Origin of the sequence: Streptomyces sp. NPDC008137 (assembly GCF_042957035.1) — a bacterium.
GTDB lineage: Bacteria > Actinomycetota > Actinomycetes > Streptomycetales > Streptomycetaceae > Streptomyces.
The window spans coordinates 485,393-496,909 of record NZ_JBIBHN010000002.1; the positions used below are offsets into that span (position 1 = coordinate 485,393).

The following is an 11,517-nucleotide window of genomic DNA, read 5'->3' on the forward strand; positions in this document are numbered from 1 at the left end:
ACGCCTCCGTAAAAGCCTTACCAGGGTGGGGAGTTCCGCATGGACAGACGCAGCTTCAACCGGCGGGTCCTGCTGGGCACCGCTGCCGTCGCGACATCGTTGTCCGTGGCGCCGGAGGCCATCAGTGCCGACGGACCGGCGAAGACGGCGCCCGCCGGAGGCGAGGTGAAGCGCATCAAGCTGTACGCCGAGAAGCTCGCCGACGGTCAGATGGGTTACGGACTGGAGAAGGGCAAGGCGACCGTCCCCGGCCCGCTGATCGAGCTGAACGAGGGCGACACCCTGCACGTCGAGTTCGAGAACGCCATGGACGTGGCGGTGAGTCTGCATGTCCACGGCCTGGACTACGAGATCACCAGCGACGGCACGAAGATGAACCGCAGCCATGTCGAACCGGGCGGCACCCGCACCTACACCTGGCGCACCCACGCCCCCGGCCGCCGCAAGGACGGCACCTGGCGGGCGGGCAGCGCGGGCTACTGGCACTACCACGACCATGTCGTCGGCACCGAACACGGCACGGTGGGACTGCAGAAGGGCCTGTTCGGCCCCGTCATCGTCCGCCGCAAGGGAGACATCCTGCCCGACCGGACGCACACGGTTGTCTTCAACGACATGCGCGTCAACAACAAGCCGCCGCACTCCGGGCCGAACTTCGAGGCCACGGTGGGGGATCGCGTCGAGTTCGTCGTGATCACGCACGGCGAGTTCTACCACACGTTCCACATGCACGGTCACCGCTGGGCGGACAACCGCACCGGCATGCTGACCGGCCCCGACGACCCCAGCCAGGTCATCGACAACAAGATCACGGGCCCGGCCGACTCCTTCGGCTTCCAGGTGATCGCGGGGGAGGGGGTCGGCGCCGGCGCCTGGATGTACCACTGCCATGTGCAGAGCCACTCCGACATGGGGATGGTGGGGCTGTTCCTGGTGAAGAAGCCGGACGGGACGATCCCCGGGTACGAGCAGCACGAGCACGGGGGACACGGAGGGGAGCAGCAGGCGCACGAGCACTGACGGACGCGGGGCGAGAGCGCTCTCACCGCGCCGCTCCCCGGGGCTATCCTGATCCGCAGCCGCAGATGAGGAGCCCCGAAGTGACCGACACCGCGCCGCGTCCCACGCTGGAGGCCGTGGCCGCCCGGGCCGGTGTCTCGCGGGCCACCGTCTCGCGTGTGGTCAACGGCGGGGACGGGGTGCGGGACGTTCTCGTGGAGCGGGTCCGCAGGGCCGTGGACGAACTCGGGTACGTGCCCAACCAGGCCGCCCGCTCCCTGGTGACCCGGCGGCACGACGCGATCGCGGTCGTCGTCGCCGAGCCCGAGACCCGGGTCTTCGCCGACCCGTTCTTCGCGCTCCAGCTGCGCGGCATCAGCAAGGAACTCACGGCCCACGACAACCAGCTCGTCCTGCTGCTCACGGAGGGCCGGAACGATCACGCCCGGGTCGGCCGGTACCTGGCCGGCGGACATGTCGACGGGGCCCTCGTCTTCTCCCTGCACCTCGACGACCCGCTGCCGGAGCTGATCCAGCGGGCTGGCATTCCGACCGTCTTCGGCGGCCGGCCGGGCTGGAGCGGCGACCGGCGGGGCGTGGTGTACGTCGACAGCGACAACCGGGGCGGTGCCCGCGACGCCGTCCGCCACCTGGCCGGCCTCGGCCGCACCCGGATCGCGCACATCACCGGCGCGCTCGACCAGACCTCCGCGGCGGACCGGCTCGACGGCTACCGGGACGTCATGGGGGACGCCGACCCGCGGCTGATCGCCGAGGCCGACTTCACCCCGGCCGGGGGCGAGCGCGCGATGCGCGAGCTCCTCGACCGCTGCCCGGACGTGGACGCGGTGTTCGCCGCCAACGACCTCACGGCCTCCGGTGCCCTGCGCGTCCTGCGCGAGTCCGGCCGCCGCGTCCCCGACGACATCGCCGTGATCGGCTTCGACGACATGCTGCCCGTCGCGGAACAGACCGACCCGCCTCTCACGACGGTCCGTCAGGACATCGAGGAGATGGGCCGCCTGATGGCCCGCCTGCTGCTGCGCGACCTCGACCGCGGCACCTCGCACGCGGCCTCGGACGAGGGCGTCGGAGACCCGCCCTCCAGCGTGGTTCTGCCGACGACGCTGGTCCGGAGGGCGTCCGCGTAGCCGGTCGGCGCCGTGCGGGGGAGGCCGCCCCGAGCCGGCCTCAGGCCGGTGGCTCGCTGCGGATCACCGCGAAGCGTGCCCCGTACGGGTCGGCGAGCTTGGCCAGGCGGCCGGCGCCCGGCAGGTCCGTGGCGGGCGCACGGATCGCGCCGCCCAGTCCCTGTGCCCTGTCGGCGATGGCGTCCGGGTCGTCGACCTCGAAGTACGGCAGCCAGTACGCCTCCTCCTCGACCGGGTCGTCGGCCAGCGCCACGACACCGCCGAACATGGCGCCCTCCGGCTCCCCGGCGGGGACGAAGGTGGTGTACGTGCCACCGGGGAACTCGACACCGAACGTCTCCAGGCCGAGCACGGAGTGGTAGAAGGCGGCCGAGGCGGGGACGTCCGCCGTGTACAGCTCCACCCAGCACAGCGAGCCGTGCTCCTGGACGACGTCCAGGCCCCTGTTCCGCCCCGGCTGCCACAGGCCGAACGACACCCCCGCCCGGTCGGCGAGGATCGCCATGCGGCCCAGGTCCAGCACGTCCATGGGCTGCATCAGCACCGAGCCGCCCGCCTGCTCCGCAGCCTTCGCCGTGGCGTCCGCGTCCGGCGCCTGGAAGTACACCGACCAGGAGGGCGGGCCCTGCTCCGGTGTGGTCTGCATACCGCCGGCGGCGGTTCTGCCGCCGAGCTGGAAGAGACCGTACCCCCCGACCTCGGGGTCGCCCGGCTGGAACGCCCAGCCGAACAGGTCCCCGTAGAAAGCGGCGGCGCCGTCGATGTCGGAGGTGCCGAGATCGATCCAGTTCGGAGCGCCGGTGACATACCGGGTGGTGAGCATGGCCGCCCTCCTCGCACAGGGGTCCCGTCGTCTCTCTGCCGAGTCTCGCACCGCCCACGGACAAGCGCCGCCGGAGCACCTCCGGGGCGTGGTGCGCGACGTTCCCGCGCGCCGCCGTGCGTCGGCTCGTCGAAGAGGTGATGATCGGAGTGGCCGGGGCCATGAACGCGGTGTTGATCCCGCGTTGATCGAACGTTTTTCGCCGACCGCGACGCTCTGGCCATGCACATCGACACCATCACCTCGCCCGAACTCGCCTGGCAGCAGGAAGCGTTGTGTGCGCAGACCGGGGCGGACTTCTTCTTCCCCGAACCGGGCAGTTCGGTGCGGGAGGCGAAGCGGATCTGCGGCCTGTGCCCGATCCGTTCGGAGTGCCTCGAGTACGCGCTGGACAACGACGAGCGTTTTGGGGTCTGGGGCGGCATGTCGGAGAAGGAACGGCTGGAGCTGCGGCGCAGGTCGAGCTAGTGGGCCGTGTCGTACGCAAGAGCCCCCTGGCAGGACGTCCTGCCAGGGGGCTCTTGCGTACGTGTGGCCGGTCTACGGGGTCAGGCGCCGGCCGCCCGGGCCGCCATGCGGGCCTTGCGCGCGGCCAGCTTCTCGTCGAACTTCGCCGCCTCGGAGTCCAGGCCGCCCATGAACAGGCCGAGTTCCTCCTGCGCCTTGCGGCCCTCGGGGCCCAGACCGTCGATCTCCATGATCTTCAGGAAGCGCAGCACGGGCTGAAGCACATCGTCGTGGTGGATGCGCATGTTGTAGACCTCGCCGATCGCCATCTGCGCGGCGGCCCGCTCGAAGCCGGGGATGCCGTGACCGGGCATCCGGAAGTTCACGACCACGTCCCGCACCGCCTGCATCGTCAGATCGGGTGCGAGCTGGAACGCCGACTTGAGCAGGTTGCGGTAGAAGACCATGTGCAGGTTCTCGTCGGTCGCGATGCGGGCCAGCATGCGGTCGCAGACCGGGTCACCGGACTGGTGGCCGGTGTTGCGGTGCGAGATGCGGGTGGCCAGCTCCTGGAAGGCGACGTAGGCGACCGAGTGCAGCATCGAGTGGCGGTTGTCCGACTCGAAGCCCTCGCTCATGTGGGACATGCGGAACTGCTCCAGCTTGTCCGGGTCCACGGCGCGCGAGGTGAGCAGGTAGTCCCGCATCACGATGCCGTGCCGGCCCTCCTCCGCCGTCCAGCGGTGCACCCAGGTGCCCCAGGCGCCGTCGCGGCCGAAGAGCGAGGCGATCTCGTGGTGGTAGCTCGGGAGGTTGTCCTCGGTCAGCAGATTGACGATGAGCGCGATGCGGCCGATCTCGGTGACCTTGGACTGCTCCTTCTCCCATGCCTCGCCGTCCTCGAAGAGGCCGGGGAAGTTGCGCCCGTCGCTCCACGGCACGTACTCGTGCGGCATCCAGTCCTTGGCGACCTGCAGATGCCGGTTGAGCTCCTTCTCGACCACTTCCTCCAGTGCGTACAGCAGCTGAGCGTCGGTCCAGGCGCCGGCGGGGCTGCCGAGGTGGGGAGTGGCGATCGTCATGGACTCTCCAGGGGACGTACATACGAGCGGTGAGCGGTAACTTACGGAATCGTAGGCTACGTTTCCGTAGGTTACGATGCCGTAGGTTAAGAGCGCTGTAAAGGCCGCTGATCAGCGGGTCGCTCGTGGGCCCGGCGAAGCCCCCGGACCCGCAGGTCGAGGGCCGGGAGAGTGAGGCGCCGGGCCCGTCAGGCGTACAACCCCCGCAGCCGCACCGAGAGGCATGTCACACATCCCTCGAGCTTCTCGAACTCGCTGATGTCCACGACGACCGGTTCGTACCCGAGGTCCGAGAACAGCTCCGCGGTCTTCGGCGCGCTCGCCGCCATCAGGAGTTTGTGGCCGCCGAGCAGGACCACGTGCGCGCCGGCCTCCTCGGGCACCGGCAGGAAACGCGCGAACAGCGACGGCGCGTCCATCTTCGGGATGTGCCCGATGACCGTGCCGTCGGGCAGCGCCGTGACCGCCGACTTCAGGTGCAGCACCTTGCTCACCGGCACGGCGACGACCCGCGCGCCCAGCGGCTCGAACGCGGCCCGCAGTTGCTGGACCCCGGCGGCGTTGGTGCGCCCGCCCCGGCCCACGTACACGGTGTCGCCGATCTTCAGGACGTCGCCGCCCTCCAGGGTGCCCGGCTCCCAGATCCAGTTCACCGAGCAGCCCAGACCGGCCACGGCCTCCTCCACCCCGGCGGTCTCCGCACGCCGGGACTCGGCGCCCGGGCGGGCGATCAGCGCCACGTTCCGGTACATCACGACCGTGTCCTCGACGAACACCGAGTCCGGGCAGTCGTCGGCCGGATCCACCTCGATGGTGTCCCAGCCGTGCGCGCGCAGGGCCGTTACGTACGCCTCCCACTGCTCGACCGCGAGGTCGGCGTCGACCCTCTCCCGCTCGATGTGCGTCACCAGCCCCTCGGCAAGACGCGGGCTGGGGCGGCGGACGAGGGCCTTCTTGCTGGGCACGAGCGTGACTCCGTATCGGATGGGACGTGTCTGGACCGCACCGACAGGACCTCCGGGATCGACCGGAACGCATCGGGCGTCAGCCGACCATGATGCAGGTCGATCCCGCGAGACGACACCCCCGGGAGGGGAGGGAGGGGGAGCTGGGTGCGGCGCCGGAGGATCGCAGGGGTGTGGAGCCCGGATCGGGGTTGGAGGGGGTGATGCCCGGCTCGGGGTTGGAGGGGTTATGCCCGGCTCGGGGTTGGAGGGGGCGATGCCTGGCTCGGGTGTGGAGGGGGTGATGCCTGGCTCGGGTGTGGAGGGGGCGATGCCCGGCTCAGGGATGGACGGGGCGAAGCCCGCCTCGGGGGCGCAGGGGTCGAAGCCCGGCTAGGGGTGCAGGGGACGAAGTCCCCGCTGGGGGCGCAGGGGGCGAAGCCCCCGCCGGGGCCCGGGGCGGAGCCCCGGAGCAAGGCAAGCCCCTTGTCCAACCGATTCGGGCGGGTGGGTGGGCAAAGGCAAGCCCCCTACCCCCGCACCGCCCGCCGCAGGTGCTCCCCGGTGGACGAACCCCGCGCCTCCAGGAGCTCCCGCGGCGTGCCCTCGAAGATGACCTCACCGCCGTCCCTGCCGCCGTCCGGCCCGAGGTCGATCACCCAGTCGGCGCGGGCCACCACATCCAGGTTGTGCTCGACGACGACGACCGTGTTGCCCGTGTCGACCAGCCGGTCCAGCAGGGCGACGAGCCCCTCCACGTCCGCCATGTGCAGGCCGGTCGTCGGCTCGTCGAGCACGTAGACCGCGCCCGTCCGGTGCAGCCGCGTGGCCAGCTTGATGCGCTGCCGCTCACCGCCGGAGAGGGTGGAGAGGGGCTGGCCGAGCGTCAGATACGTCAGTCCGACGTCCCGCAGGGCGCGCAGCCGGCGCCGTACGCCGGTGTCGTCGAAGAAGCCGAGTGCCTGCTCGGCCGTCATCTCCAGGACGTCGGCGATGGACCTGCCCCGCACGGTGAGCCGCAGCACCTCGTCCCTGAAGCGGCGCCCCTCGCAGTCGTGGCAGGTCGTCGTCACCGGGTCCATGAAGGCGAGGTCGGTGTAGATGATCCCCCGGCCTTCGCAGGTGCCGCAGGCACCGCTCGAGTTGAAGCTGAAGAAGCCCGCCTCGGCCCCCGTCTCCCGGGCGAAGATCTTCCGTACCGCGTCCATGATCCCCAGATAGGTCGCCGGAGTGGACCGCCCCGAGATCCCGATCGACGACTGGTCGACGACCACGGCCTCGTCGTGGGCGGCGGTGAACTCCGCGACCAGGGTGCTCTTTCCCGACCCGGCGACCCCGGTCACCGCCGTGAGCACACCCGCCGGGAACCGCACGGTGACGTCCCGCAGATTGTGCCGGTCGGCTCCCTTGACCCACAGGTCGCCGACGGGCTCGCGCACCTCTTCCTTGACCGCCGTACGGGTGCGCAGGCAGCGGCCGGTGAGCGTGCCGGACGCTGCCAGCTCCTCCGGGGTGCCCTCGAACACCACATGGCCGCCCCCGGCGCCCGCCCCCGGCCCCATGTCCACCACATGGTCGGCCAGCGCGATCACGTCCGGGTCGTGCTCGACGACCAGCACGGTGTTGCCCTTGTCGCGCAGCCGCAGCAGCAGATCGCCGAGGCGGCCCACATCGCGCGGGTGCAGGCCCACGCTCGGCTCGTCGAAGATGTACGTCATCCCGGTCAGGCTGGAGCCGAGGTGCCGCACCGTCTTCAGCCGCTGCCCCTCCCCGCCGCTGAGCGTGGCCGTCTCCCGGTCGAGGCTGAGGTAGCCGAGCCCGATCGTCTCGATGCGCTCCAGCGCGGCCACCGCCGCCCCCGCGACCACCCCGGCCACCGGGTCGTCGATCTCCTTCAGTACGGCGATGAGATCGGTCACCTGCATCCCGGCGCAGTCGGCGATGGAACGCCCGTTGATCCGGGTCGCGAGCGCCGCCGCGTTGAGCCGGGCTCCCCGGCAGGCCGGGCAGGTGCCCTCCACCAGGAACTCCCGGACCAGGTCGCGGGTCTTCTGGCTCATGGCCGACAGGTCCCGCTTCAGGTACAGCCGCTCGAATCGGTCGGCCAGCCCCTCGTACTCGGTGGTCCAGGTGCCGCCGGTGCCGTTGACGGCGACCTTGCTGCCGGGCCGCCCGCGCATCAGGAACTCCCGCTCGGCGGCCGTGAACCGCCCCACCGGCTTGTCCGGGTCCAGTTCGGCGCTGTTCGTGTACGCCTGCCCCTGCCAGGTCCCGGCGGCGAACGGCGGGAAGCGGACCGCCCCGCCGGCGAGGGAGCGGTCCGGGTCCAGGATGCGGTCCCAGTCGGGCCGGACCGTACGGCCGAGGCCGTCGCAGCCGGGGCACATGCCCGACGGGTCGTTGAACGAGTAGGCCGTGGCAGGCCCGGCGCTCGGGGTGCCGTGCCGGGAGAACAGCACCCGGATCACCGAGTAGACGTCCGTCATGGTGCCGACGGTCGACCTGGAGTGGCCGCCGACCGGCCGCTGGTCGACGACGATCGCGGGGGAGAGGTTCTCCAGACCGTCCGCGTGCGGCCGCTCGTACTTGGGCAGCCGGTTGCGGACGAACCACGGATACGTCTCGTTCAGCTGACGCTGGGACTCCACCGCGATCGTGTCGAAGACGACGGACGACTTCCCCGACCCCGAAACGCCGGTGAACACGGTCAGCCGGCCTTTCGGGATGCGGAGGGTGACGTCCTTGAGGTTGTTCTCGCGTGCTCCGGTCAGGGTGATGGCGTCGTGCGTGAAGTCGGTCATGCCACCGAAGCTAGGCGGAATACCCGACAGTCTCTGGCGTGATTTCCTTCAGTTCTCCGTCCTCCAGTCGCAGCCAGCGCGTGATGCCGATCGACTCCAGGAACGGCAGGTCGTGACTGGCCACGATCAGCGCTCCCTCGTAGGACTCCAGGGCCGTCGTCAGCTGCCGCACGCTCGCCATGTCGAGGTTGTTGGTCGGCTCGTCGAGCATGAGCAGCTGCGGCGCGGGCTCCGCCAGCATCAGCGCGGCCAGCGCGGCCCGGAAGCGTTCGCCGCCGGACAGTGTCGCCGCCTTCTGGTCGGCCCGGGCGCCCCGGAACAGGAAGCGGGCCAGCCGCGCCCGGATCCGGTTGTTGGTGGCGTCCGGCGCGAACCGGGCCACGTTCTCCGCGACGGTCAGCTCGCCGTCGAGGACGTCGAGCCGCTGCGGCAGGAACCGCAACGGGACATGCGTCCGTACGTCGCCCGACTCCGGATCCAGCTCGCCGGTGATCGTGCGCAGCAGCGTGGTCTTGCCCGAGCCGTTGCGCCCGATCAGCGCGACCCGCTCGGGACCGCGCAGCTCGAAGCCGCCCTCCACACGGGCGCCGTACCGGAGCCCGAGATCCTGGAGGGTGAGGACGGTGCGCCCGGGCGGCACGGCCGTGTACGGCAGATCGACACGGATCTCGTCGTCGTCCCGTACGGCCTCCACCGCCTCGTCGAGCCGCTCCCTCGCCTCGGCGAGCTTCTCCTCGTGCATGATGCGGTGCTTGCCGGCGGACTCCTGCGCCGCGCGCTTGCGCGCCCCCATGACGATCTTCGGCTCGCGCTTCTGATCGAACATCTTCTGTCCGTACCGCTTGCGGCGGGCCAGCTTGACCTGGGCGTCGGCCAGTTCGCGCTTCTGCTTGCGGAAGTCGGACTCGGCGACGCGCACCATGCGCTCGGCCGCCTCCTGCTCGACCGCCAGGGCCTCCTCGTAGTCGGAGAAGTTGCCCCCGTACCACGTGATATCCCCGGAGCGCAGATCCGCGATCTGGTCCACGAGGTCCAGGAGTTCACGGTCGTGGCTGACGACGACCATCACGCCCGGCCAGGACTCGACGGCCGCGTACAGCCGCCTGCGCGCGTACAGGTCGAGGTTGTTGGTCGGCTCGTCCAGCAGCAGCACGTCGGGCCGGCGCAGCAGCAGCGCGGCCAGGCGCAGCAGGACCGACTCGCCGCCCGATACCTCGCCGACGGTGCGGTCCAGCTCGACGTGCCCGAGCCCGAGTTCGCCCAGGGTGGCCAGGGCGCGCTCCTCGACGTCCCAGTCGTCGCCGACGGTCTCGAAGTGCGCCTCGGCCACGTCTCCCGCCTCGATGGCGTGCAGCGCGGCCCGCTGCGCGGCGATGCCGAGCGCCTGGTCGACGCGCAGGGTGGTGTCGAGGGTGAGGTTCTGCGGGAGATAGCCGACCTCGCCGGCGACGCGGACGGCGCCGTCGGCCGGTGCGAGCTCACCGGCGATCAGCTTCAGCAGGGTCGACTTTCCCGACCCGTTGACGCCGACCAGGCCGGTGCGGCCCGGGCCGAACGCGACATCGAGGCCCTCGAAGACGGAGGAACCGTCGGGCCAGGTGAAGGAGAGGGAGGCGGCAGTGATGGAAATAGGCATGCGGGGCCTCTTTCGCGGTTGCTTGATGCGGTCAGGGGCAATCGCGTATCGAGACACCTGCGACCAGGGAGGAGGGCTCCACGGGCATGAGAAAAGCCCCGCACCGGAGGACGGCTCGATCGCCGAGGTCGCACGCAGCGCACACACCTGATGTGTGTCACGCGGTGTCTCAGGACCTCAGACGAGCAACGTCCTTCTCCAATCGGCGGCAACAGGACGCTTTCCAACGTACGAGGGGTCGTCAGGCCTGTCAAAGCATTAACGTGCCGCCCGAGCACCCCGAGGAGGCCCCGTGACCGACGGCCCGCTCTCGCTGCCGGCCCGGCTCTGCCTGCTGGCCTGGGACTCCGCGTGTCCGCCGGCCCCCGACGCCGGCCACCTGGCCGGCCTGGTGCGGGCCGGTGCCCTCACCGAACTGGCCCAGCGCGGCCTGCTCACCGACGAGGACGGCATCGCCACACCGGTCGATCTCGACGCGCGCGCCGGAGACGCGGTCCTCGACGGGCTGCTGGAACTGGTCCACGAGTCGTGCCCGCACTCCTGGCGGACCTGGGTGACCCTGCGTGCCCGGGTGACCCTCGACGCCGTGCGGGAGCAGCTCGTCGCCGGGGGGTATCTGCGGGCGGAGAAGAAACGCGTCCTCGGTGTGTTCCCGTCCGTCGAGTACACGCTGGAGCGCGCCGCCGCCGTGGACGCGCTGCGGGAGGAGACGCTCCAGCTCCTCCAGGGACCGCCGCTCGTCGCCGAACTCTCCGCGCGTGACGCGGCGCTGGTCGCCCTCGCCGTGGCGGCGGACCTGCTCCCCGAGAAGGACGTCCGCGCGAGCGAGCGGCGCGTCGAGGAGCTGACCGAGCGTGCCGGGGCGACGGCGCCCGGGCCGCGGAAGATCGTGCGCGAGGTGCGTACGGCGGTGGCCGCCACGGTGACGGCGTCCGCTCTGCCCTGACCACGTGCCGGTCGGATTCCTGCCGACGATGGCCCTGGTCCATCCCCCGGCTGTTCGCGATTTCTGACGCACCCATCCGCCGCAACCCACGGGCCGAGGCCGCTGAAGGCCAGCTTGGAACTTCGGGTTCACGAATCCCGGGCCGCACCCACCGGGAGGGGGACTCATTCCATGCCACGGGGCCTCGTTGTCTGGTCTGAGCCGTCCTTTCACCCGGACGGCCCCGTACATCGGACACGTGTCCGTGGAATGCATAGGGGTGTTCACATATGGACCGTCCGTGAGACGGATCCGCCGATCAGGAAGGACACGGAATGCCCGACAACAATAGCAACAACGTAGGCGGCACGATTATCCGCGGCGAGGACGGGTCGCTCTATTTCCTGCGCGACGAGATGCTGGAGGCCTGCAAGGTAACCGAGCCCGATATGGCGCAGTTCTGTGCGAATCTGCTCGACGCGGTGCAGGTGGCCGGCGGCGAGGAGATCACGGGCAACGGCTTCCGGATGGGCACGGGCAAGGCGGCCCAGGCGCAGTCGTTCGTGGGCCCCTTCCAGCGGGCCGACCTGGCCGAGGACGTGAACTGGAAGGCCTCGGGAACGGTCATGTGCCCGGGCACGATGGGCCTGGCCAAGTTCAGGGTCAATCCGAGCACGGTCTCGCGCTGACCTGACCACCGCTCTCGCCG

10 protein-coding genes are annotated in these 11,517 nt (G+C 70.7%); 5 read left to right on the forward strand and 5 right to left on the reverse strand.

Annotated elements, in window-relative coordinates; genetic code table 11:
* The first annotated feature begins 39 nt into the window (after positions 1-39).
* Together ACFZBT_RS05720 and ACFZBT_RS05725 are read left to right on the forward strand one after the other, a co-directional pair.
* Entirely contained in the window at positions 40-1,020 is a 981-nt protein-coding gene (locus ACFZBT_RS05720) for a multicopper oxidase domain-containing protein (RefSeq protein WP_391098714.1), read from the forward strand.
* An 80-nt stretch (positions 1,021-1,100) separates the two neighbouring features.
* Positions 1,101-2,150, forward strand: coding sequence for a substrate-binding domain-containing protein (locus tag ACFZBT_RS05725; protein ID WP_391098717.1), 1,050 nt, complete (start codon positions 1,101-1,103; stop codon positions 2,148-2,150).
* Positions 2,151-2,190: 40 nt separating this feature from the next.
* Here ACFZBT_RS05725 and ACFZBT_RS05730 read toward each other — a convergent pair whose 3' ends face one another.
* Positions 2,191-2,973, reverse strand: a complete 783-nt coding sequence (locus ACFZBT_RS05730) for a VOC family protein (protein WP_391098719.1) — start codon at positions 2,971-2,973, stop codon at positions 2,191-2,193.
* A 222-nt stretch (positions 2,974-3,195) separates the two neighbouring features.
* On the opposite strand from ACFZBT_RS05730, the gene ACFZBT_RS05735 reads away from it, so the two are divergent.
* A complete protein-coding gene (locus ACFZBT_RS05735) occupies positions 3,196-3,441 on the forward strand; it encodes a WhiB family transcriptional regulator (protein WP_391098723.1) in 246 nt (81 codons plus the stop codon).
* 80 nt (positions 3,442-3,521) lie between these two features.
* Here ACFZBT_RS05735 and ACFZBT_RS05740 read toward each other — a convergent pair whose 3' ends face one another.
* From ACFZBT_RS05740 to ACFZBT_RS05755, 4 genes are all read right to left on the reverse strand, one after another.
* Positions 3,522-4,502, reverse strand: a complete 981-nt coding sequence (locus ACFZBT_RS05740; protein WP_391098726.1) for an acyl-ACP desaturase — start codon at positions 4,500-4,502, stop codon at positions 3,522-3,524.
* Positions 4,503-4,690: 188 nt separating this feature from the next.
* Positions 4,691-5,467 carry a dimethylargininase gene (gene ddaH, locus ACFZBT_RS05745; protein ID WP_391098728.1) on the reverse strand — a complete coding sequence of 259 codons (777 nt, stop codon included), beginning with the start codon at positions 5,465-5,467 and terminating at the stop codon, positions 4,691-4,693.
* Between the two features lie 509 nt (positions 5,468-5,976).
* The gene (locus tag ACFZBT_RS05750; RefSeq protein WP_391098731.1) at positions 5,977-8,247 is read right to left on the reverse strand and encodes an ATP-binding cassette domain-containing protein; all 2,271 of its coding nucleotides are present in this window, start codon (positions 8,245-8,247) and stop codon (positions 5,977-5,979) included.
* Positions 8,248-8,257: 10 nt separating this feature from the next.
* The gene (locus ACFZBT_RS05755; protein WP_391098734.1) at positions 8,258-9,883 is read right to left on the reverse strand and encodes an ATP-binding cassette domain-containing protein; all 1,626 of its coding nucleotides are present in this window, start codon (positions 9,881-9,883) and stop codon (positions 8,258-8,260) included.
* A gap of 292 nt (positions 9,884-10,175) precedes the next feature.
* Between ACFZBT_RS05755 and ACFZBT_RS05760 the strand changes: the two genes are divergently transcribed.
* On the forward strand, positions 10,176-10,829 hold the full coding sequence (locus tag ACFZBT_RS05760; RefSeq protein ID WP_391098736.1) for a GPP34 family phosphoprotein: 654 nt from the start codon (positions 10,176-10,178) through the stop codon (positions 10,827-10,829).
* Between the two features lie 314 nt (positions 10,830-11,143).
* Complete coding sequence (locus ACFZBT_RS05765) at positions 11,144-11,497, forward strand: hypothetical protein (RefSeq protein WP_391098739.1); 354 nt, start codon at positions 11,144-11,146, stop codon at positions 11,495-11,497.
* Positions 11,498-11,517: the final 20 nt, after the last annotated feature.

Coding starts and splice junctions, on each gene's coding strand:
- ACFZBT_RS05755 (WP_391098734.1), bottom strand. CDS start 9,883: ATGCCTATTTCCATCACTGCCGCCTCCCTCTCCTTCACCTGGCCCGAC.
- ACFZBT_RS05750 (WP_391098731.1), bottom strand. CDS start 8,247: ATGACCGACTTCACGCACGACGCCATCACCCTGACCGGAGCACGCGAG.
- ACFZBT_RS05765 (WP_391098739.1), top strand. CDS start 11,144: ATGCCCGACAACAATAGCAACAACGTAGGCGGCACGATTATCCGCGGC.
- ACFZBT_RS05735 (WP_391098723.1), top strand. CDS start 3,196: ATGCACATCGACACCATCACCTCGCCCGAACTCGCCTGGCAGCAGGAA.
- ACFZBT_RS05730 (WP_391098719.1), bottom strand. CDS start 2,973: ATGCTCACCACCCGGTATGTCACCGGCGCTCCGAACTGGATCGATCTC.
- ACFZBT_RS05740 (WP_391098726.1), bottom strand. CDS start 4,502: ATGACGATCGCCACTCCCCACCTCGGCAGCCCCGCCGGCGCCTGGACC.
- ACFZBT_RS05720 (WP_391098714.1), top strand. CDS start 40: ATGGACAGACGCAGCTTCAACCGGCGGGTCCTGCTGGGCACCGCTGCC.